Raw genomic sequence first — 21,295 nt, 5'->3', positions numbered from 1 at the left:
GCGCGGGGCCCGGCCGGTATGGGCCTGAACGCACAGCGGGGTGGGGCTAGGCCCACTCCCGTGCCGAAGCGCGGGGAATCGAGTCCGGCGCGGTGCACAGTGGGAAGCACACGAGCCGTACCGGAGAGGGAGAGATGATGCGAGGCCTGGTGTCCTGGATGGCCAGCGCGGGAGTGGGGTTCTGGCGAGCCTGCGTCGTGTTCGGCGTCAGCATGCTGGCTCCGGCCGTCTGGGCCGCCGCGGTGGGGATCTGGTTCTGGTGGTGGGGAGGCGGTCCGTGGTCGTGGATCGCGCCGTTGGTGTGGGCTGTGCTCGGCACCCTCGCGCTGGTCCGCCCGGTCTGCCGGATCACCCGCCATCTCGTGGCGCGCTGGACCGGAACCGTGCTCCCCGGCGGATACCGGCAGCCCGGACCGGTGACCCAGTTGTCCACCGGTTACTGGTGGAACGGGTACTCCTATTCCCGCACCAGCCGGGAGGCCAAGCAGGACCAGGCAATGCGGATCCGCTGGCGGGATCCGGCGAACTGGCGGGATCTGCGGTTCACCGGGATCGCCGTGTTCGCCATCGGGGTGCCCGCGGCACTGCCACTGGCCGGGATCGCCTGCGCGGTCCTCGGATTCGCCGTGCTCTCGCCCATCATCGGGGCACTCGGCGTGGTCGTGGCGCTCGCCAGTGCGCCCTATGCCTGGCGCCCGCTCGGTCCGGTGGCGGGCCGCTTTCTGCGCGCCTCGCCCGCGATGGCGATGGCCGACCGGGTCACGGAACTGACCGCACAGCGCGCGGACACCACCGTCGCGCAGGCCGCCGAGATCCGCCGGATCGAGCGAGATCTGCACGACGGGGCCCAGGCGCGGCTCGTCGCGCTCGGCATGTCCCTGGCGACCGCGGAGAAATTGATGGAGACCGATCCCGAGCGTGCCAAGGCCATGCTGCGGGACGCCCGGACCGGCGCCGCCACCTCGCTGAGCGAGCTGCGCGAGCTGATCAAGGGGATCAATCCGCCGCTGCTGAACGAGCGCGGGCTGCTCGACGCGGTGCGTGCCTTCGCCCTGGACAGTCCGCTCGAGGTGACCGTGAGCGGGAATCTCGACCGCCGCCTGGACCCGCCGATCGAATCGGCCCTGTACTTCGGGATCGCCGAGCTGGTCACCAATGCGGTCAAACACGCCGCGGCGACCCTCGTGGAAGTCTCGCTCGTGCGGGACGACACCGGGGTGATCGCCGAGGTCACCGACGACGGCCGGGGTGGCGCTACGATGCGCGAAGGGGGCGGACTCGCGAGGCTACGCCGCCGCCTCGCGGTCTTCGACGGCAGTTGCGAGATCACCAGTCCGGAAGGCGGACCGACCCGCGTGAGGATGGTGCTGCCGTGCGCATCGTCGTAGCCGAGGACCTCTATCTGCTCCGGGACGGCATGGTGCGGCTCATCGAGGCGTACGGGCACGAGGTCGTGGCCACCGCGGGCACCGGACCGGAAACACTCCAGACCCTGCTGACCCATCGCCCGGATGTCGCGGTCGTGGATGTCCGCATGCCACCGGACCAGTCCGACGAGGGCCTGCGCGCGGCGCTTGCGGCCCGCCGTGCCCGGCCGGGACTGCCGGTGCTGATCCTGTCCCAGCACGTCGAACAGCTGTATGCGCGCGAACTGCTCGCCGATGGGGCAGGGGGAATCGGCTACTTCCTGAAGGAGAGCGTGTTCGAGGCCGAACAGTTCATCGACGCACTGGAACGCGTCGCCGGTGGTGGCACCGCGATGGACCCCGAGGTGATCGCGAAACTGCTCGCCAGCGGTTCCACGGACCGGCGCATCGAACGGCTCACCGAACGCGAACACTCCGTGCTCGCCCTGATGGCCGAGGGACTGTCCAATCAGGCCATCGGCAAGCGGCTGTTTCTCAGTGACAGTGCGATCAGCAAGTACACCACCGCGCTGTTCGGCAGGCTCGGCATCACCGATGACGACGACAACAACCGCCGGGTGCTTGCCGTGCTGGCCTATCTGAACAAAGCGTGAGTTCTCAGTCCTCGAGCACCATCGACACGATCCCGGCCAGGTGGGCCAGCCTGGCCACCTCCGCGGTGCGGAACGCGGGGCCGCCGGGGCGCCCGATCAGCAGCGCCAGCTCGGGTTTGCCGAGTGGGGTGGCCGCCAGTTCGGTGCCGAGTTCCTGCCAGGTCTCGGGAACCCAGTCGGCCTCGGCTTCGAGCACCCGCGCCTTGGGCAGCGGCAGCCAGGGCAGTTCGGCCGCGGGAGTCTCGGGAGCGGCGGTGCTCGCCGCGACCCGTGTGGGGCCGTCCGGGGTGGCCCGCACGAGCAGCGCCCAGCCGGCCCGCACGATCCTCGGCACCCCGTCGGCGAGCAGTTCGAAACCGGTCTTCGGGTGTGCCGCGATGTCCTCGACGAGGCCGAGTTCGCGGTGGGTGTCCAGCACACCGGCGTACGGGCGGACCGCGTCCACCTGGACGCCGTCGATCGATTCGGCCGCGGTGATCAGCACATCGGGCAGCCTGCCGCCGGGCAGGTCCACGATGAGGTCGTCCACGGCGACCCCTTCGCCGCGCTCCACGATGTCCACGGAGAGAATGTCCGCGCCTGCGGTGCCGAGCGCGCTCGCCACGGCACCGAGTGTCCCCGGTGTGTCCGGGATCTGCACCCGGATGAGGTACGACACGCCACGGGCCTCCTGACCGTTCCGCGCGGAACCTCGCCGCCCGCGCCGCTGTCGCGGCGGACCATTGTGGCAGAAGCACGGCAAGGCCGGTCGCGGGCCAGCGGAGGTGCGGCAATAGACTTTCCACGGTTCCTTACCCGACCGGTGATGATGTGGGGGCAGCGTGCCCAGTATTTCGCGCGACGAGGTCGCGCACCTTGCAAGCCTGGCGAGGCTGGCGGTGACCGACGAGGAGTTGGACACCTTCGCGGGCCAGCTCGATCAGATCCTCAGCTCCGTGGCCAGCGTCGGCGAGGTCGCCGCGGCGGATGTGCCGCCGACCTCGCACGCGGTCCCGCTGACGAACGTGTTCCGCGAGGACGCCCCGCGCGAGGGCCTGAGCCAGCAGCAGGCGCTCTCCGGCGCGCCCGCTGCCGAGCAGGGCCGATTCCGGGTGCCGCGGATCCTGGGGGAGGAGCAGTGACCGAGCTGGCGAGGTCACCATGGGACACAGCACCGCCGGTCGCGGGCCTGACGAGCCTTGGCGAGGAAGGGACGGCGACCGAGCTGGCAAGGTCACCATCGGACACAGCGATCCTCGTCACATGGCTGACGAGCGCTAGCGAGGAGGACGCGTGACGGACTTGACCAGGCTCACCGCGGCCGAGCTCGCGGAGAAGATCCACTCCCGCGAGGTCACCTCGGCCCAGGTCACCCGTGCGCACCTGGACCGCATCGCCCAGGTCGACGGCCGGGTGCACGCCTTCCTGCACGTGGACACCGAGGGTGCGCTCGCCGCGGCCGAAGCGGTGGATGCCGAACTCGACAAGGGTGCCGCGCCCGCCTCGCCGCTGGCCGGGGTGCCGCTCGCGCTCAAGGACGTGTTCGTCACCAAGGATGTCCCGACCACCTGCGGCTCCAAGATGCTCGAGGGCTGGCTGCCGCCGTACGACTCGACGGTCGCCGCCCGGTTGCGTGCCGCGGGCGTGGTGATCCTCGGCAAGACGAACATGGACGAGTTCGCGATGGGCTCCTCCACGGAGAACTCCGCCTACGGACCGACCCGCAACCCGTGGGATCCGGACCGCATTCCGGGCGGCTCCGGCGGTGGCTCCTCGGCCTCGCTCGCCGCGTTCGAGGCCCCGCTGGCCATCGGCACCGACACGGGCGGCTCGATCCGCCAGCCCGGCGCGGTGACCGGGACGGTCGGGGCGAAGCCCACCTACGGCGGGGTCTCCCGCTACGGGCTGATCGCCTTCTCCTCCTCGCTGGACCAGGGCGGGCCGTGCGCGCGCACGGTGCTGGACGCCGCGCTGCTGCACGAGGCGATCGCGGGGCACGATCCGGCGGACGCGACCTCGATCGAGGCGCCGGTGCCGCGGGTGGTCGAGGCGGCCCGTGCGGGCGCGAAGGGTGACCTTTCCGGGACCCGGGTCGGCGTGGTCCGGGAGTTCGCCGGCGAGGGCTATCAGTCCGGGGTGAGCGCGGCCTTCGACGCGGCCGTCGAGCAGCTGCGCGCGCTCGGCGCCGAGGTCGTCGAGGTGTCCTGCCCGCATTTCCAGTACGCGCTCGCCGCCTACTACCTGATCGCGCCGAGCGAGGCCTCCTCGAACCTGGCGCGGTTCGACGCGATGCGCTACGGGCTGCGCACCGGCGACGACGGGGGCGCCTCCGCGGAGCAGGTCATGGCGGCCACCAGGGAAGCGGGTTTCGGTCCCGAGGTGAAGCGGCGCATCATGCTCGGTACCTTCGCGCTGTCCTCGGGCTACTACGACGCCTACTACGGCCAGGCGCAGAAGGTGCGCACCCTGATCGCGCGCGATTTCGCCGCCGCCTACGAACAGGTCGACGTGCTCGTCTCGCCGACCACTCCGACCACAGCGTTCAAGATCGGCGAGCGGGTGGACGATCCGATGGCGATGTACCTCGCCGACCTGTGCACCATCCCGGCGAACCTGGCGGGCACCGCCGCGCTGAGCGTGCCGTGCGGGCTCAGCCCGGACGACGGCCTACCGGTCGGGTTGCAGATCATGGCACCCGCGCTGGCCGATGAGCGGATGTACCGGGTCGGCGCGGCCTACGAATCGGCGACCGAGCCGCTGATCAACCGAGTGCCCGAACTTGGAGGCGAACAGTGAAGAAGGCACGTGGACTCATCGGACTGATCGGTTCGGTCTTCGCCGCGGCCAAGGCGGTCAACGATGTGCGCTCGACCCGCGGCAAGGGCGACAAGCTGTTGCTCGCCAATGCCGTTGCCACGGTCGCCGTCGTGCTGACCGGCGGCGCGCTCGCGGTGCGGGACCTCCGGGGTGACAAGGAGCCGGGGCAGTGACGGCGACCCTGCTGGACTACGACGAGGTCCTGGAACGCTTCGACCCGGTGCTCGGGCTCGAGGTGCACGTGGAATTGTCCACCGCGACCAAGATGTTCTGCGGCTGCTCGACGGCCTTCGGGGCGGAGCCGAACACCCAGGTGTGCCCGGTGTGCCTCGGCCTGCCGGGTTCGCTTCCGGTGGTCAACGGTGCCGGGGTGGAGTCGGCGATCCGCATCGGTCTCGCGCTCAACTGCGAGATCGCGGACTGGTGCCGGTTCGCGCGCAAGAACTACTTCTATCCCGATCAGCCGAAGAACTTCCAGACCTCGCAGTACGACGAGCCGATCTGCTTCGACGGGTACCTGGATGTGGAACTCTCCGAAGGCGAGATCGTGCGGATCGGTATCGAGCGCGCGCACATGGAAGAGGACACCGGCAAGATGCTGCACGTCGGTGGCGCGACCGGGCGGATCCACGGTGCCGACCACTCGCTGCTGGACTACAACCGCTCCGGGGTCCCGCTGATCGAGATCGTCACCAAGCCCATCGAGGGCGCCGGTGCCCGGGCCCCCGAGGTGGCGCGCGCCTATGTCACCGCGCTGCGCGATCTGGTGCGTTCGCTCGGAGTCTCGGATGTGCGCATGGACCAGGGCTCCATGCGCTGCGATGCGAACGTTTCGCTGCGCCCGCTCGGCACCGAGACCTTCGGTACGCGGACTGAGACCAAGAACGTCAACTCACTGCGTTCGGTGCAGCGCGCGGTCCGGTTCGAGATGTGCCGCCAGGCCGCCGTGCTCACCGATGGCGGGGAGATCGTCCAGGAGACCCGGCACTTCCACGAGACCGACGGGTCCACGACGGCGGGACGGCGCAAGGAGACCAGCGAGGACTACCGCTACTTCCCGGAACCGGACCTGGTGCCGATCGCGCCGTCGCACGCGTGGGTCGAGCGGCTGCGTGCCACGCTGCCGGAGAAGCCCGCCGAGCACCGCAAGCGCATCCAGGCCGACTGGAAGCTCTCCGATGAGGAATTGCGGGACCTGGTCAGCGCGGGCGCGGTGGAACTGGTCGAGGCCACCGTTGCCGCGGGCGCGGATTCCGAGGCGGCGCGCGGCTGGTGGGTGTCCTACCTGTTGCAGCAGGCCAACACCCGGGAGATCGAGCTCGCCGAGCTGCCCATCACCCCGGAGCACGTGGCCCGGGTGATCGCCCTTGTCGCAGGCGGGGAACTGACCACGGCACTGGCCCGCCAGGTCGTGGACGGGGTACTGGCCGGGGAAGGTGAACCGGACGCGGTCGTGGAGGCGCGCGGACTCAAGGTGGTCTCCGATGACTCCGCGCTCACCGCCGCCGTGGACGAGGCGCTGGCCGCTCAGCCGGATGTCGCGGAGAAGATCCGCGGCGGGAAGGTGGCCGCGGCGGGCGCGATCGTCGGCGCGGTCATGAAGGCCACCAGCGGCCAGGCGGACGCGAAGCGGGTCCGGGAACTCATCCTGGAGCGCTGCGGCGGGTAGTGAGCGGGACTAGCCGCCGAGCTCGGTGAGCCGCCCGCGCAGATAGCCGCGCTCGGCCTCGGTCCCGGCAAGCCCGAGCGCGGCGCGATAGGCCTGCGCCGCCTCCTCGGTGCGGCCAAGGCGGCGCAGGAAATCCGCCCTGGTCGCGGGCAGCAGATGGTAGCCGGACAGCGTTCCGGAGGCGGCGAGGGCATCGGCGATCGCGAGCCCGGCCGCCGGCCCCTCGGCCATGCCGACCGCCACCGCACGGTTGAGCTCCACGACCGGGGCTGGGTGCAGCCGGGTCAGCGTGCCGTACAGCGCGGCGATCTGGGCCCAGTCCGTGTCCTCCGGGCGCGCGGCCTGGGCGTGACAGGCCGCGATCGCCGCCTGGATCTGGTAGCTGCCCGGGCTGCGCCTGCGCAGCGCCGCGTCCAGCAGCGCAGTGCCCTCCTCGATCTCGGCCGCGTCCCACCGCGTCCGGTCCTGATCCGCGAGCAGCACCAGTGCGCCATCGGCGTCCACCCGGGTCGCCCGGCGCGCGTCGTGCAGCAACATCAACGCGAGCAGTCCGGACACCTCGGGTTCCTCGGGCATCAGCCGGGCAAGCACCCTGGCCAGCCGGATCGCCTCGGCGCACAGTTCCCTGCGCACCAGCGCGTCCCCGGCCGTGGCCGCATATCCCTCGGTGAACAGCAGATAGAGCACCGCGAGCACCGCGGGGGTGCGCTCGGGAAGCAGGTGCGCGGGCGGCACCCGGTAGGGAATGCCCGCGTGCTTGATCTTCTGCTTGGCCCGGGTGATCCGTTTGTTGATGGTCGCCTCGCCGACCAGGAAGGCGCGCGCGATCTCGGCCGGGCGCAGCCCCGCGAGAGTGCGCAGGGTGAGCGCCACTCTGGCCTCCATGGTGAGCGCGGGATGGCAGCAGGTGAACATCAGCTTCAGCCGCTCGTCCGGGATCTCCGCGTGCTCCCCGCTTTCGGGTTCGTGCCACATCGCGGCCACCTCCCGGAGTTTCTCCGCGCCGACGGCCGCGCGCCGCAACCGGTCGATGGCGGTGTTCCGCGCGGCCGTGGTCAGCCAGGCACCCGGGCGCCGGGGAACCCCTTCGGCCCGCCAGCGTTCCAGCGCCTTCGTGAAGGCCTCCTGCACGCACTCCTCGGCGAGCTCCCAGTCCCCGGTCACCCGGATCAGCGTGGCCAGCACCTGCCCCCACTCCTCGCGGAAAGCGGCGCCGAGAGCCTCGTCGGCGGTGTTCACGGGGTGAACATGGGCCGGACCTCGATGCAGCCGTACCTGGCGGCCGGATGCTTCGCCGCGATCTCCAGCGCGGTGTCCATGTCCGCGCACTCGATCAGCGTGAACCCGCCGACCTGTTCCCGCGTCTCGGCGAACGGCCCATCGGTGTACAGGATCTGTTCCTCGCGCACCCGGACCGTTCTCGCCTCGTTCGGTGGCCGGAGCCCACCACCGCCGCGCAGCACCCCGCGCTCGATCATCTCCTCGCTCCAGCCCTCGCAACCGTCCTGGGCGTGCGCCGCCCCGGCCTCGGCGTCCGCGCAGACCAACAGCAGATACTGCATGCTCACTCTCCTCGCTCGGAATCGGTGTCCGGAAATCAGTGTCCGGAAATCAGCGGGCGGGCCTCGACAACGCCCATGCGCGCCGCCGGATGCTTCGCCGCGATCTCCAGCGCCTCGTCCAGGTCCGCGCAGTCCACGACGGTCAGCCCGGCCAGCTGCTCCCGGGTTTCGGCGAAGGGGCCGTCGGTGAGCAGCGCGTTCTGCTCGCGCACCCGGATGCTCGTCGCCTCGTATGGCGGGCGCAGCCCGAGACTCTCGCCGAGCACCCCGCGTTCGCGCATCTCGGCCGTCCACGCCCGGCAGCTTGCCTCGGCGGCCGCGTCCTCGGCGAGTTCCTCGTCCACGCAGAACAGCAGTGCGTACCGCAATCGTCTCCTCCGTTCGCTCTTCCGGTTCTCGTCAGGACGACGAACGGGAAATGGCCCGCCGGGACAGCTCCGCCGGATCGGATTTCACCGGGCGGGCCGACCGTGTCAAGGTAACCGGAACTTGTCGGTGTCCGGCACTATCCTGGGCGCATGCGATTCGAGGAGCAGCGCGCCTACACCGAGCCGGTCAAGTTCGGCGCGCTGCCCGCCGCCGAGGTGGCCGGTCGCGGGCCGTTCGCCCGGGACCGGGCGCGCGTGCTGCACAGTGCCGCGCTGCGCAGGCTCGCCGGGAAAACCCAGGTCGTCGGCCCGGGAGAGGGGCAGGGACACGCGGCCCCGCGCACCAGACTGACGCATTCGCTCGAGGTCGCCCAGATCGGCAGGGAGATCGCCGAAGGCCTCGGCGCGGACCCCGATGTGGTGGACACCGCGGGCCTCGCGCACGACATCGGGCATCCGCCGTTCGGGCACAACGGCGAGTGGGCGCTCGACGAGGCGGGCACGGACTGCGGCGGATTCGAAGGGAACGCCCAGACCCTGCGCATCCTGACCAGGCTCGAACCGAAGGTGCTCGGCGCGGACGGGCGCAGCTACGGGCTCAACCTCACCCGCGCCTGCTTGGACGCGGCCACCAAGTACCCCTGGCCGCGCGGGCCGGACAGCGCCAAGTTCGGGGTCTACGCCGACGACTTCCCCGTGTTCACCTGGATGCGCGAGGGCACACCCGGGACCGCGGTCTGCCTCGAGGCGCAGGTCATGGACTGGTCCGACGATGTGGCCTACTCGGTGCACGATGTGGAGGATGGGGTATTGGCCGGCCGTGTCGAACTGTCCGCGCTCGCGGATGCCTCCGAACGCGCCGACCTGGCCCGGCTCGCGGTGCGCAACTACACCGCCATCGATCCGGCCGAGGTGGAGACCGCGGCCCAGGAGCTGCTCGCCATCCCCTCGGTCGCCGAGCTCGCCAAACACGGCTTCGACGGAACCCTGCGTGCGCACATCGCCCTGAAACAGCTGACCTCCGAACTGGTCGGCCGGTTCGCCACCGCCCCGGTCGCGGCCACCAGGAGCGAATACGGCGCGGGCCGGCTTTCCCGGTACGCGGCGGGGCTGGTCGTGCCCACCGGAGTGCGCGCCGAGGTCGCCCTGCTCAAGGCGGTGGCGCTGCGCTACGTGATGAGCGATCCGCGCCGGCTCGCCCTGCAGCGGCGGCAGCGCGAACTGCTCGCCGAACTGATCGCGGCCCTGCGCGGGCGGGTGGACCGGCTCGATCCGGTGCACGCCGCCGCACTGCGGGCGGCCCGGGGCGAGGCCGAGGGGCTGCGCGTGGTGCTCGACCAGGTCGCCTCGCTGACCGATGAACAGGCCCTCGCCTGGCACCGGCGATTCCACCGGGAGTACTCATGACCGAGCTCGCGAGGTCATCATCGGACACAGCACCGCCGGTCACGGGACCGGCGAGCGCCAGCGAGGAGGTCCCATGACCACGACCGAGCACGCCCAGCTGGAGCTCGCGCTCACCCTGCACCGCGCGATCGCACCCGATCCCACCCGACCGGCCTGCTGCTCGCCGCTGTCCATCGCCTCGGCCCTCGGCATGACCGCGGAGGCCACCGCGGGCGAGACCCGGGCGCAGCTGCTCGCCCTACTCGGTGACCTCGATGTGCTGCGCGAACGGTTGCGGGTGGCCGCTCGTGCCGAATCGGCCGAGCTGGCGCTGGCCAACACGGTGTGGACCGAGGACCGGGTGGAGCTCTCCGCCGCGTTCCTCTCCCGGCTCGCCGGCTGGCCGGACAGCGCCGCCTGCCACGCCCCGTTCCGCACCGCACCCGGCCGGGCTCGGGAGCTGATCAACGCGGATGTCGCCGAGACGACCCGCGGCCTGATCCCCGAGCTCATCCCGGACGGCGCGGTCGACGCGGACACCATCGCCGCGATCGTGAACGCCCTGTACCTCAAGGCGTCCTGGGACAACCCGTTCACCGAATCGGCCACCCGCGACCGGCCGTTCAGCGGGGCGGGGAAGGTGCCCACGATGGCGCTGACCCACCGGATGCGCTACGCCGAGTCCGGTGGCTGGCGGATCGCGGTACTTCCCGCCGGGTCCGAGGTGGAGGCCGCGGTACTGCTCCCGGACCGCCCGCTCGCCGAAGCCGAGGCGGGGCTCACCCCGGCCGCGCTCGCCGCGCTCCTCGAGGACGCGGCACCGCGGGAGGTGGAGCTGCGGCTGCCCCGGTTCGAGGTGCGCGCGCAGACCTCGCTCTCCGGCGCGCTCGCCGCGCTCGGGGTGCGGGAGATGTTCGGGCCCGATGCCGATTTCACCCCGATGACCCGGGCCCGTGTCCTGGTCTCCGAGGTACTGCACGAATCCCTGCTCCGGGTGGATGAGCACGGATTCGAGGGTGCCGCGGCCACCGCGGTACTGGTCCGGCTCGCCATGGTCGGCACGGGCCGCCCGATTCCGTTCCACGTCGACCGGCCCTTCCTGTTCCTGGTGCGGGACCGGCGCACGGGGGTGGTGTACTTCCTGGCGAGGGTCGCCAGCCCGGTACCCTAGCGGTATGGCGGGTCTGATCAAGGAAGGCGATATCGCACAGGTCCGCGAGCTCAGCCGCATCGAGGACGTCATCGGAGATTACGTCGCGCTGCGCAACGCGGGTGGCGGATCGGTGAAGGGACTCTGCCCCTTTCACGACGAGAAGAGCCCCTCGTTCAACGTCCGCCCGGCGCGCGGCCTGTTCCACTGCTTCGGCTGCGGTGAGGGCGGCGACGTCATCGCGTTCATCCAGAAGATCGAGCACCTGGGTTTCGTGGAGGCGGTGCAGCGGCTCGCTGACCGGGTCGGGTACCAGATCACCTACACCGGCGGCGGCACGAGCGTGCAGCGCGAGCGGGGGACGAGGAGCAGGCTGATCGCGGCGCACCGCGCGGCCGCCGAGTTCTACACCGAGCAGCTCGCCTCCGCCGAGGCGGTGACCGCCCGCCAGTACCTCGCCGAGCGCGGTTTCGACGAGCAGGCCGCCCGCACCTTCGGCTGTGGCTACGCGCCCGGCGGCTGGGACACCCTGACCAAACACCTGCTCGGCAGGGGATTCACCATCGAGGAGCTCTACCAGGCGCAGCTGGCCAAGGAAGGGCGCCGGGGCCCGATCGACCGGTTCCACCGCAGGCTGCTGTGGCCGCTGAAGGATCTCGGCGGCGATGTGGTCGGGTTCGGTGCGCGCCGGCTCTACGAGGACGATCCGATCCAGGCGAAGTACCTCAACACCTCGGAAAGCCCGATCTACCGCAAATCCCAGGTGTTGTTCGGGATCGACCAGGCCAAGCGGGAGATCGCCAAGCGCCACCAGGCCGTGATCGTGGAGGGCTACACCGATGTGATGGCCATGCACCTGGCCGGAGTCACCACCGCGGTCGCCTCCTGCGGGACCGCCTTCGGCGAGGAACACATGTCCGTGCTGCGCAGGCTGCTCATGGACGACGACGCGTTCCGCGGCGAGGTGATCTTCACCTTCGACGGGGACGCGGCCGGGCAGAAGGCGGCCCTCAAGGCATTCGACGGGGACCAGCGGTTCGCCAGCCAGACCTATCTCGCGGTCGCCCCGGACGGCATGGATCCGTGCGAGCTGCGCCAGGACAAAGGCGATGTCGCGGTGCGGGACCTGGTCGCGCGGCGCACCCCGCTGTTCGAGTTCGCCGTGCGCGCCATCCTCGCCGAGCACGATCTCGACTCGGTGGACGGCCAGGTTGCCGCGCTCAAGCGCACGGTGCCGCTGGTCGCCCGGATCAAGGACACCGCGATCCGGGACGGCTATGCGGCCAAGCTCGCCTGGTGGTCCGGCTGGCCGGACGAGGCCTTCGTGGTCAAGCGGGTGCGCGAGACCGCGCGCGGCGGCAGGCAGGGTACCCGCAAACCGAGCGAGCCCCGCGAGGAGACCGAGGCCGCCGCCCAGCAGGGACCTGCCCGGCCCGATCCCGCCGACCGGGTGCTGGCCAACCAGCGCGAGGCGCTCAAGCTCGCGGTGCAGTATCCGGAAATGGCCGGCCCTTACTACGATTCGCTGCCCGTGGATGCGTTCACCCACGAGGGCTACGTCGAACTGCACGAGGGCATTCTCGCCGCGGGCGGGGCGGCGAGTGGGCTCTCCGGTGCCGCGCTGAACGAGGCCGTCGCCGCCAACTGTCCACATCAGACGGTGCGTTCACTGCTCACCGAGCTCGCCGTGGAACCCTTGCACACCATGGACGAGCCGGATTCCCGGTACGTGCAGAGCATCCTCACCGCGCTGCAGAAACGGCTCGTGGGCAGCCAGATCCGGGAGATCAAATCGAAGCTGCAGCGGATGTCTCCGCTCGAGGACCAGGACTCCTACCGGCAGCTGTTCGGTGACCTCGTCGCGCTCGAGCAATGGCACAAATCGCTTTCCGAACAGGCCAGCGGGGTAGTCCTGTGAACCTCGCCCGGCGGATCGCCGCGCGGATCAACGGGACGCGGGTTCCCGATTCCTTCGGCGGGAGCCTCGAGGCGAGCGAACACGTGCTGGCCAGTGCCGGTTCCGGGCCGCGCTGTGTGCTCGTCACCTCGCACGGGCTGTGGCTGCCCGAGGCCGAGGGGGACCGGCGGATCGGCTGGCACCGGATCGCCAAGGCGAGCTGGGAGGACCCGCGGCTCGAGGTGATCGAGGCGCGGGCCGAAGAGGTCGTCGAGGGCATCGAGATCGTCGTAGACCTTGCCCCGCAACGGTTTTCCCTGGAACCGCCGGGCCGGGTACCGCAGACCGTCCGGCAGCGTGTGGAACGCTCGATCGCCGAGCGGCAGCGCCGCGAGGTCGACGGGGGAGGGGTCTGGTTCGTGCAGCGGCGTGAACCGGGGGTGGACGGAATCCTGCTGCAGGTGCGTCCCGATCCCGGCGCCGACCGCGCGCAGGTCCGCTCGCTCACCGCAGGGATCGCGCGACGGCTGCGCAGCTGACCGGCCGCCGATCGGGCACTCGCGGATCACCGTACACCCTGATACAGTACGCTTGTACTGATACAGTACAAGCGTACTGCCGAGGAGGAGTCATGTGGGATCCCGAGGTCTACCTCGCGTTCGATGATCACCGGGGCCGTCCGTTTTATGATCTGCTCGCCCGGGTGCCCGCGACGAATCCGCGCGGTGTGGTCGATATCGGCTGTGGGCCGGGGAATCTGACCGCGGACCTGCCGCGCCGCTGGCCGGACGCACGGATCACCGGGTTCGACTCCTCCGCCGAGATGGTGGCCGCCGCCGTGGAACGGGGGGTGGACGCGCAGGTGGCGGATGTGCGCGACTGGGCTCCCGAACCGGGCACCGATGTGCTGGTGTGCAATGCGGTGCTGCAATGGGTTCCGGGGCACGAGGACCTGCTCGAGCGGTGGGTGCGCGCGCTGGACTCCTCGGCCTGGATCGCCTTCCAGGTTCCGGGCAACTTCGACGCGCCATCGCACCGGGCGATCCGTGAGCTCGCCGCCGAACAACCCTGGCGCACCAGGCTTTCCGGCCTCGGCCTGCGCGGTGTGGACACGGTGGCCGAGCCCGCGCGCTATGCCGAGTTGCTGCTCGAGGCGGGCTGCGAGGTCGATGTGTGGGAGACGACCTACCAGCAGCGGCTGCGCGGTGCGGATCCGGTGCTCGACTGGGTGCGCGGCACCGCACTGCGCCCGATCGTCGAAGCACTCGATGAGCAGGAGTCCGCCGAGTTCCGCGCCCAGCTGGCACCCCGGTTGCGGGCCGCCTACCCCGCGCTGCGTGATGGCAGCACCCTGTTCGCGTTCCGGCGCATTTTCGCCGTCGCCCGTGTAGGGTAGGCGAATGGATGACCGCGTCTGGACGACACAGCTCACGCCGCTGCGTTTCCTGCGCCGCAGCGCCGACGTTTTCCCGGGAAAGCAAGCCATCGTCTACGGTGACCGCTCGCTGAACTATCGTGAATTCGCCGGGGAGGCCACCCGGATCGCGAATGCCTTGCGGGCCTCCGGAATCGGTGCGGGCGACCGGGTCGCCTATCTGCTGCCGAATATCCCGGAAATGCTCATCGCGCATTTCGCGGTGCCGTTGGCCGGTGCCGTCCTCGTAGCCATCAATACCCGGCTCGCCGCCGAGGAGATCCGTTACATACTCGATCATTCCGGTGCGAAAATACTGGTCGTGGATTCCGCGCTGTACGGTGGTATCGCGCCGATCGCCGAGGAATTGCGCACCGTCACGGAAATCGTCACGGTCACCGATCCGGCGGCTCCCGCACAGGGATCCCCGGTACCGTACGAGCGGTTGCGGGAACGCGGATCGGAGCGGCCGTTCGAGTGGACCGTGGACGATGAGAACACGACGATCGCGATCAACTACACCTCGGGGACGACCGGGAAACCGAAAGGCGTGCAGTACACGCATCGCGGTGCCTATCTGAATTCGTTCGGCGAGATCGTGCATTCTACCCACACCCCGGAAAGCGTCTACCTGTGGACGCTGCCGATGTTCCACTGCAACGGCTGGTGCACGCCCTGGGCGGTGACCGGGATCGGTGGAACCCACGTGTGCCTGCGCGAGGTGCGGGGCGAGGTCATCTGGGAGCTGATCGAGCGGCACCGGGTCACCCACCTCAACGGCGCACCGACCGTGGTCACCACGGTGCTCAACGCCAAGAGTGCCCGTCCGCTCGACTATTCGCTCGTCGTGACCACCGCGGGTGCCCCGCCCGCGCCGACCACGATCGGGCAAGCCGAACGGATGGGGCTGCGGATCGTGCACGTCTATGGGCTCACCGAGACCTACGGTCCCTACTCGGTGAACGAATACCAGCGGGCCTGGGACGAGCTCGAACCGCAGGTGCGCGCCCGCGAGCTCGCGCGGCAGGGAGTAGGGATGCTGCAGGCCGATCGGATGCGGGTGGTCGACGAGGACAGGGAAGACGTGCCCGCGGACGGCGCCACGATGGGGGAGATCGTGATGCGCGGGAACAACGTCATGTCCGGCTACTACCGGGATCCCGAAGGCACCGCGAAAGCCTTCGCGGGCGGGTGGTTCCACTCCGGGGACCTCGGCGTCGTGCACCCGGACGGCTATGTCGAGCTGCGCGACCGCGCCAAGGACATCGTCATCTCCGGCGGAGAGAACATCTCCACCATCGAGGTCGAGCAGGCGATCGTGGCCCACCCCGCGGTGCTCGAGGCCGCCGTGGTCGGGGTGCCGGACACCACATGGGGCGAGTCCCCGAAAGCGTTCGTGGTGCTCGCCGAGGGGCAGACGGCGACCGGGGACGAGATCATCGAACATGTGAAGGACACGATCGCCCGGTACAAGGCTCCCAAGGAAGTGGACATCGTCACCGCGCTGCCCAAGACATCCACCGGCAAAGTGCAGAAATTCCAGCTCCGCTCCTAGCACACGGCCGTGGCCACCGTCAGCGTTCGGGCCCGGGCGTCCAGTACCGCCTCGGCGTCGAGCGGGATGGTCGGCGGGTGGAAACGGTACCTGGCCGGGATTCCGCCGAGCACCACCCCGCGCAGCCCGCGTACCTCGGCGCGGTGGACAACCGGGTCAGTGCCCGGTCCACCTCACCGAGCCCGGTCCGTACCGCGTCCGGATCCCGCCGAGCAGGGGCCGCCTGCGGTGTTCTCGATCGTCTTGCAGCGCACCGGTTTCGAGCAGGTCGGTGACTCGGTACGCATCCTTTCCTCCCCTGGTCGCGAAGACCGCGCGCACCCCGGGAGTCGGCGAGCGCGGCATTCAGGTCCACGGCCCGCTGCTGGTCGCGGCCCGCCAGAGGGTCCCAGCGGTCGAAGACATGTGCGCCGAACTCGACCCGCAGCTCCCAGGGGAAACACCTCCGCGCCGCGATCGGCCCCGGCACGGTCCGGCGGGCTCGCAATCGTGGTGACAGCAGGGACTTCACCTCAGTGCGCGACCCACGGGCCGACCCCGCCGATCCGTTCCACCGAATAGCGCACGATGTAGCCGGGACCCTGGGGCGCGGGGAATTCCGTATCCGGGCCCATATAGATCTTCGCCAGATCGTCAAGCAGATTCCAGGCGCGGTCACTGGGTTCGACCCGCGCCCTCGCCCGCAGGCTCGCGTACTCGTTCAGGAAGACGCCGGGGGTGCGCGGCGCGGTGAACGACAGCACGACGCGCGGATCCCGTTCCATATTGCGCACTTTCCGGTGCCGGGTCATGTGCCCGCTGACCAGTTCTTCGCCGTCGAGGCCGATCCAGATCACCGTCACCTGCGGGCTGCCGTCGGCGTTCACCGTACTCAGATGCACGAGCGGACCGGTCGCCAGCAGATCCCGCAGTTCGCCCGGCAGTGCCGCGGATTCCGTCATGCCGTGATCCTAGCGATCATCCGGGTTCCGGTGGGACTGTTCGGCGGGACGGGGATAACCGGGCGTGCCGCTGCGATCCGTAGCGTCGTCCGTGGCCGTGCTGTAGAGCCGGATCGCGATGCCGTCCGGATCGAGGACCTGCACCACCCAGCCGCGGGTGCCCTCCCCGGGCGGGGTGTGCTCCACCCCGAGCCGCTCCAGCCGGGCGGACCAGGCCTGCGCGGCTGCCCGATCGGGAATCGCGAAACAGACCGGGTCGAAACCGCTCGCACCTTGTGCGGCGGCCGGATTCTCCCGCAGTGCCACGGTGATTCCGCCGATCTCGCCCGCCACGCCGCGCACCGTGCCGTCGGTGTCGGGGAACTCGATCTGCACCCGGTAACCGAAGACTTTCTCGTACCACGCCCTGCTGACCGCCAGATCGGAAACCGGGATCTTCAGGTGGTGGATTCCGCTGATCACCGCTGCGTTCTCGGTCATGGGACCGGTATCCGCCGGTCTAGTACTCGTCGCGGGAACGGATCCAGGACATCGTCGGGTCCTGGGGCCAGCCTTCCGGCGAGTCCTCCCACTGCTCCTGCCTGCCGTACGGGGTCAGGTCCAGCAGGTTGAAGTCCATCCGGAGCCGGTCGACCCCGCGCGCGGTGGTGTAGTAGGTACGGAACACCTCTTCGCCTTCGCGGAGCAGCACACTGATCCCGAACATCTCGCCGAGACCGAGATCGGCATAGAAATCGTTGCCATGGGCGGAATACCACGGCACGGTCCAGCCGAACCGGCGGCGCAGCACCTCGATATCGGCCTGCGGTGCGGGCGACATCAGGATCAGCGTGGTGTCCCGGGCGTTGAGGTGCGACTGATCGGCGAGGTTGTCGGTGAAGGAGGAACACCCGCTGCACACCGAATCCTGTCCCGGCCCCAGCATGAAGTGGTAGATCACCAGCTGACGGCGGCCGTCGAACAGGTCACCGAGGGCGAGCGTGCGGCCGTCCGGAGCGGTGAACGGGTAATCCGTGCGCAGCCGGACCATCGGCAACCGCCTGCGCTCCGCGGCCAGCGCATCCAAGGCGTGGGTGAGCTCTTTCTCCTTGATCAGCAAGGCATCGCGCGCGGTTTGCCATTCCTGTGTGGAGACGACGGATGGACGATTCATGGCTTACTCCCTCCGGACAGGTTCCCCAGGAAACGAACGATAGCGCACTCCGTTCCCTGAGGGAACCCTTGTGTTCTAGTATTTCGGGCATGCAGCGCACCCAGTTCGGCACCATGGCGTGCTCGATCGCCCGGACCCTCGATGTGATCGGTGAGCCGTGGTCCCCGCTCATCCTGCGCGACGTCTACGTGGGGATGACCCGGTTCGAACAGATCCAGCAGGACCTCGGGATCTCCCGCAAAGTGCTGGCCGAGCGGCTGAAAAGATTGGTCGGCAACGGTGTGCTGGAACGGCGTGAGTACTCCGATCGCCCGCCGCGGCACGAGTACGTGCTCACCGCCAAGGGCACCGAACTGTGCGATCTGCTGCTGGTGATGGTGCGCTGGGGAGACCGCTGGACCGCGGGTGAGGCGGGGCCGCCGGTGCTGTACCGGCACCACGCCTGCGGGGAGATCAGCCATGTCGAACCGCACTGCTCGGTGTGCGGTGAGCCGATGCACGCCACGGACCTGGATCTCGTGCCCGGCCCGGGCCAGGCGGTCTAACGCGGCGCGCTCCGGCGAGGGCCCGCGGTCCGGAGACCGAGTACGAGGATGAGCGCGCCCGCGCCGGTCATGATCCACCAGGAGATCCGGTCCGCGGTCAGGAAACCCGCCTGCGCGGGCCCGGTGCTGGCCGAGGTGAGGATCGAGCCGAGCACCGCAACGCCGAGTGCGGTACCGATCTGCCTGCCGGTCGCCGCGATCGCGGCCGCCGTCCCCGCCTGCGCGGGTGGCATTCCGGACAGGGCGGTGTAGACGATCGGCGAGTTCACCATGCCGAGCCCGATGCCGAGCAACAGGTATGCGGTAACCAGGTACCCGGTGCTCGTGCTCGCGGTGAGGCCGGTGAGCAGGAGCGTGGCCGCGACCATGGCCGCCCCGGCGATCACCAGCGGTACGCGGGCACCGATCCGGCCGGTGAACCAGCCGGAGACCAGTGCGAAAACGCCGTTGGCGACCGCCATCGGGAGGGTGAGTATTCCGGCGTACAGCGCGGAGAAGCCGCGCACCGATTGCAGATACAGGATGTTGAGGAACAGGAATCCGGACAGCACGGCGAACGCGGCGAGCGCGATCACGATCGCCCCGGAAAACGGCCGGGAAGCGAACAGGCGTGGGTCGAGCAGCGGCTCGTCCCTGCGCCATTCGTGACGGACGAAGAACACGCCGGTGGCCAGGGCGACCGTGAAACACCCGAGGATCGGTGCGCTGTCCCAACCGAAGTGTGGGCCCTCGATGATCCCGGAAACCAGTGCCAGCAACAGGATCGTCATCGCGGTCTGGCCGAGCGGATCGAGCCGACTGGCGCGCGGTGCCCTCGACTCGGGCACGAACGCGGCCACGAGCAGGATCGCGAGCACGGCGACCGGAACATTGATCCAGAACACCGCACGCCAGCTCACCAGGTCCACGAGCATTCCGCCGAGCACCGGACCCAGCGCCATGCTCAGCCCGATCACCCCGCCCCACACCCCGACCGCGTTCGCCCGTTCACGCGGTTCGGGGAAGGTGTTGGTGATGATCGAGAGTGCCACCGGATTCAGCATCGAGCCGCCGATCGCCTGCAGCGCACGGAATACGATCAACGGGCCGGTGCCCGGTGCCAGTCCGCACAGCAGCGAGCCGAGGCTGAACAGGAGCAGACCGGCCTGGAAGGTGCGCCTGCGCCCGATCCGGTCCGCCACCGAACCGGACAGGATCAGCAGGCTCGCCAGCACGATCGTGTAGGCGTCGATCGTCCACTGCAATTCCGAAAGCGAGGAACCGAATTCCCGCCGGATCGCGGGCAGCGCCATATTCACGATCGTGTTGTCCAGCGTGACGATGAACAGGCTCATGCAGCAGATCGCGAGAATGAGCCACCGTCGTCCGCTCGTCATGGCGCATTCCTTTCACCGGCACGGCGGGCCCCACCGTAACCAGAGGAATCATCGTCGCGCCGAGACAAATCTCATTCGAGAGATTCGGTACGAAATGCGGTCATCCGGCCGGATCCGGTTCGACGCCGGTGAGTTCGGCCGTGAGATTCCAGAGCCGTCGGGCGGTTTCCGGGTGCGCAGCGCTGCGTGGAATGCGCGCTCGTCCGGTGCCGCCACGGATTTCCAGCGGACCGGAGGGCCCGTAGTACTCGCCGCCGTCCCCAGCGGTCGCGGCACGCAACAGTGGCAGCGCCCCACCCTCGACCGACTGCGCGATCAGCGGATTCAGCGCCCGCAGCAGGGCGGTCGCGCGCGGACCACCGCTGCGGGTTGCGTTCGGGAACAGTTCGGTCCGCGTCATGCCCGGATGCGCGGCGACGCTGCGCACGGATTCCCCGGCCGCGCGCAGCCGCCGGTCGAGTTCCAGCGCGAACAACAGATTGGCCTGTTTCGACTGCATGTACGCGGTATAGGCCCGATAGGGGCGGCGCTGGTAGTTCGGATCCTCCAGGTCGAGGCCGCCGCCGCTCGCTGAAATGCTGCTGACGTGCACCACCCGGGCCGCCTCGGCGCCGCGCAGCGCGGGCATGAGCAACCAGGTCAGCGCCGCGTGTCCCAAATGGTTGGTGGCGAAGGTCGACTCGAATCCCTCGGTGGTGCGCCGCAACGGTGGCCAGGTGATTCCCGCATTGTTGACCAGACCGTCGAGACGATCGCCGACCCGGTCCCGGATCTCCCCGGCCGCCGAGTGCACCGAGGACAGCTCCGCGACATCCAGGCGCACCAGCTCCCCGCCGGGAACCCGCCGCACTGCTTGTGCGCCCCGGGATTCCGAGCGACAGGCGAGAAGCACCCGGGCACCGTGTTCACCGAGTACCTGGGCCACCCGCAGGCCGAGGCCCGAATTCGCCCCGGTCACCACGAATGTCCGCCCCGACTGGTCGCCGACCTCACGCTCGCTCCAGCTCATATCCCGCAGGCTACCGAACGGTCGAGACCGCGATGATCGCCGCGCTGGTGACGAGCGGTTGTTCGGGCGGGGACACGCACCGCGCAGCTCCGCGGCCCTGAGCGTGACCAGTAGCCGTCAGCCGGTCCTGGTCCGCCCAGCGTGCCGCTCACGGCAGAGGACGGTAACGAACTACAAAGCCTGCGCCACCCGAAGCTGCGAGGTGCAGGTCTCCGCGCCGGTGAAGATCCGGTGCGTGACCCCGCGCCGGGCAAACTGGCCGGAGCTGTGGCACCAGAAACTCGCGGCCGAACCCGGTGCGGTCACGGTGCAGATGTCGGCGATCCAGGACGGTAAAGCGATTCTGCGCATCGTGACCGGTTGATCCGTTCGCTGACTCGCCGCCGTAGTGCGATTAGGCCATTCGGCCCAACTTCGTCGTGGCGCGAAACGGCCGGGCATGCTTGACCGATAC

General features: G+C 69.7%; 24 protein-coding genes. 14 read left to right on the top strand and 10 right to left on the bottom strand.

What is annotated here, in order from left to right:
- Window positions 1-137 precede the first annotated feature (137 nt).
- Together A37U_RS0104255 and A37U_RS0104250 are read left to right on the top strand one after the other, a co-directional pair.
- Entirely contained in the window at window positions 138-1,388 is a 1,251-nt protein-coding gene (locus A37U_RS0104255) for a sensor histidine kinase (protein ID WP_026196860.1), read from the top strand.
- Entirely contained in the window at window positions 1,373-2,020 is a 648-nt protein-coding gene (locus tag A37U_RS0104250; RefSeq protein ID WP_020495371.1) for a response regulator transcription factor, read from the top strand. The genes A37U_RS0104255 and A37U_RS0104250 overlap by 16 nt, the downstream gene beginning before the upstream one ends.
- Window positions 2,021-2,024: 4 nt before the next feature.
- On the opposite strand, the gene A37U_RS0104245 is transcribed toward A37U_RS0104250, so the two are convergent.
- Complete coding sequence (locus tag A37U_RS0104245; RefSeq protein WP_020495370.1) at window positions 2,025-2,678, bottom strand: ACT domain-containing protein; 654 nt, start codon at window positions 2,676-2,678, stop codon at window positions 2,025-2,027.
- Window positions 2,679-2,841: 163 nt separating this feature from the next.
- Between A37U_RS0104245 and gatC the strand changes: the two genes are divergently transcribed.
- The 4 genes from gatC (at window position 2,842) to gatB (ending at window position 6,485) form a co-directional block, all read left to right on the top strand.
- Entirely contained in the window at window positions 2,842-3,141 is a 300-nt protein-coding gene (gatC, locus tag A37U_RS0104240) for an Asp-tRNA(Asn)/Glu-tRNA(Gln) amidotransferase subunit GatC (RefSeq protein WP_020495369.1), read from the top strand.
- A gap of 151 nt (window positions 3,142-3,292) precedes the next feature.
- Window positions 3,293-4,795, top strand: a complete 1,503-nt coding sequence (gene gatA / locus A37U_RS0104235; protein WP_020495368.1) for an Asp-tRNA(Asn)/Glu-tRNA(Gln) amidotransferase subunit GatA — start codon at window positions 3,293-3,295, stop codon at window positions 4,793-4,795.
- On the top strand, window positions 4,792-4,989 hold the full coding sequence (locus A37U_RS0104230; RefSeq protein WP_020495367.1) for a hypothetical protein: 198 nt from the start codon (window positions 4,792-4,794) through the stop codon (window positions 4,987-4,989). Before gatA ends, A37U_RS0104230 begins: the two co-directional genes overlap by 4 nt.
- Entirely contained in the window at window positions 4,986-6,485 is a 1,500-nt protein-coding gene (gene gatB / locus A37U_RS0104225; protein WP_020495366.1) for an Asp-tRNA(Asn)/Glu-tRNA(Gln) amidotransferase subunit GatB, read from the top strand. The genes A37U_RS0104230 and gatB overlap by 4 nt, the downstream gene beginning before the upstream one ends.
- A gap of 9 nt (window positions 6,486-6,494) precedes the next feature.
- Here the strand turns inward: gatB and A37U_RS0104220 are convergent, their stop codons facing one another.
- From A37U_RS0104220 to A37U_RS0104210, 3 genes are read right to left on the bottom strand one after another with little or no spacing between them, the layout of a single operon-like run.
- Window positions 6,495-7,724, bottom strand: coding sequence for an RNA polymerase sigma factor (locus A37U_RS0104220; protein ID WP_020495365.1), 1,230 nt, complete (start codon window positions 7,722-7,724; stop codon window positions 6,495-6,497).
- Entirely contained in the window at window positions 7,721-8,047 is a 327-nt protein-coding gene (locus A37U_RS0104215; protein ID WP_020495364.1) for a YciI family protein, read from the bottom strand. The genes A37U_RS0104220 and A37U_RS0104215 overlap by 4 nt, the downstream gene beginning before the upstream one ends.
- Before the next feature lie 35 nt (window positions 8,048-8,082).
- Window positions 8,083-8,415 (bottom strand): YciI family protein, encoded by a 333-nt coding sequence (locus tag A37U_RS0104210; protein WP_020495363.1) that lies wholly within the window; start codon window positions 8,413-8,415, stop codon window positions 8,083-8,085.
- Window positions 8,416-8,565: 150 nt separating this feature from the next.
- Between A37U_RS0104210 and A37U_RS0104205 the strand changes: the two genes are divergently transcribed.
- From A37U_RS0104205 to A37U_RS0104180, 6 genes are all read left to right on the top strand, one after another.
- The gene (locus A37U_RS0104205) at window positions 8,566-9,822 is read left to right on the top strand and encodes a deoxyguanosinetriphosphate triphosphohydrolase (RefSeq protein ID WP_020495362.1); all 1,257 of its coding nucleotides are present in this window, start codon (window positions 8,566-8,568) and stop codon (window positions 9,820-9,822) included.
- A 73-nt stretch (window positions 9,823-9,895) separates the two neighbouring features.
- Window positions 9,896-10,972: a serpin family protein gene (locus A37U_RS0104200; RefSeq protein ID WP_020495361.1), complete on the top strand. Its 1,077-nt coding sequence runs from the start codon at window positions 9,896-9,898 to the stop codon at window positions 10,970-10,972.
- 4 nt (window positions 10,973-10,976) lie between these two features.
- On the top strand, window positions 10,977-12,869 hold the full coding sequence (gene dnaG / locus A37U_RS0104195) for a DNA primase (protein ID WP_020495360.1): 1,893 nt from the start codon (window positions 10,977-10,979) through the stop codon (window positions 12,867-12,869).
- The gene (locus tag A37U_RS0104190) at window positions 12,866-13,387 is read left to right on the top strand and encodes a hypothetical protein (RefSeq protein ID WP_020495359.1); all 522 of its coding nucleotides are present in this window, start codon (window positions 12,866-12,868) and stop codon (window positions 13,385-13,387) included. The genes dnaG and A37U_RS0104190 overlap by 4 nt, the downstream gene beginning before the upstream one ends.
- 92 nt (window positions 13,388-13,479) lie before the next feature.
- Entirely contained in the window at window positions 13,480-14,244 is a 765-nt protein-coding gene (locus tag A37U_RS0104185; protein WP_020495358.1) for a trans-aconitate 2-methyltransferase, read from the top strand.
- Window positions 14,245-14,248: 4 nt separating this feature from the next.
- Window positions 14,249-15,817, top strand: coding sequence for a long-chain-fatty-acid--CoA ligase (locus A37U_RS0104180; protein ID WP_020495357.1), 1,569 nt, complete (start codon window positions 14,249-14,251; stop codon window positions 15,815-15,817).
- A 156-nt stretch (window positions 15,818-15,973) separates the two neighbouring features.
- Here the strand turns inward: A37U_RS0104180 and A37U_RS51280 are convergent, their stop codons facing one another.
- The 4 genes from A37U_RS51280 to A37U_RS0104155 form a co-directional block, all read right to left on the bottom strand.
- Window positions 15,974-16,162 carry a hypothetical protein gene (locus A37U_RS51280; RefSeq protein ID WP_020495355.1) on the bottom strand — a complete coding sequence of 63 codons (189 nt, stop codon included), beginning with the start codon at window positions 16,160-16,162 and terminating at the stop codon, window positions 15,974-15,976.
- A 167-nt stretch (window positions 16,163-16,329) separates the two neighbouring features.
- Complete coding sequence (locus A37U_RS0104165; protein WP_020495354.1) at window positions 16,330-16,758, bottom strand: PPOX class F420-dependent oxidoreductase; 429 nt, start codon at window positions 16,756-16,758, stop codon at window positions 16,330-16,332.
- 9 nt (window positions 16,759-16,767) lie between these two features.
- On the bottom strand, window positions 16,768-17,238 hold the full coding sequence (locus A37U_RS0104160; protein WP_020495353.1) for a VOC family protein: 471 nt from the start codon (window positions 17,236-17,238) through the stop codon (window positions 16,768-16,770).
- Between the two features lie 19 nt (window positions 17,239-17,257).
- A complete protein-coding gene (locus A37U_RS0104155; protein ID WP_020495352.1) occupies window positions 17,258-17,911 on the bottom strand; it encodes a DUF899 domain-containing protein in 654 nt (217 codons plus the stop codon).
- 89 nt (window positions 17,912-18,000) lie between these two features.
- Here A37U_RS0104155 and A37U_RS0104150 point away from each other — a divergent pair, with 89 nt between their 5' ends.
- Window positions 18,001-18,456, top strand: a complete 456-nt coding sequence (locus tag A37U_RS0104150) for a winged helix-turn-helix transcriptional regulator (protein ID WP_020495351.1) — start codon at window positions 18,001-18,003, stop codon at window positions 18,454-18,456.
- On the opposite strand, the gene A37U_RS0104145 is transcribed toward A37U_RS0104150, so the two are convergent.
- The gene (locus tag A37U_RS0104145) at window positions 18,453-19,832 is read right to left on the bottom strand and encodes an MFS transporter (protein WP_020495350.1); all 1,380 of its coding nucleotides are present in this window, start codon (window positions 19,830-19,832) and stop codon (window positions 18,453-18,455) included. The two genes, A37U_RS0104150 and A37U_RS0104145, sit on opposite strands and share 4 nt — an antisense overlap.
- A gap of 100 nt (window positions 19,833-19,932) precedes the next feature.
- Window positions 19,933-20,841, bottom strand: a complete 909-nt coding sequence (locus tag A37U_RS0104140) for an oxidoreductase (protein ID WP_020495349.1) — start codon at window positions 20,839-20,841, stop codon at window positions 19,933-19,935.
- Between the two features lie 202 nt (window positions 20,842-21,043).
- On the opposite strand from A37U_RS0104140, the gene A37U_RS51275 reads away from it, so the two are divergent.
- Window positions 21,044-21,205: a hypothetical protein gene (locus A37U_RS51275; protein WP_020495348.1), complete on the top strand. Its 162-nt coding sequence runs from the start codon at window positions 21,044-21,046 to the stop codon at window positions 21,203-21,205.
- Window positions 21,206-21,295 lie beyond the last annotated feature (90 nt).

It is taken from the genome of Sciscionella marina DSM 45152, assembly GCF_000379465.1.
GTDB classification, from domain to species: Bacteria; Actinomycetota; Actinomycetes; order Mycobacteriales; family Pseudonocardiaceae; genus Sciscionella; species Sciscionella marina.
Note: the sequence above shows the minus strand (reverse complement) of the source record. Positions and strands in the feature narration are given on the sequence as shown.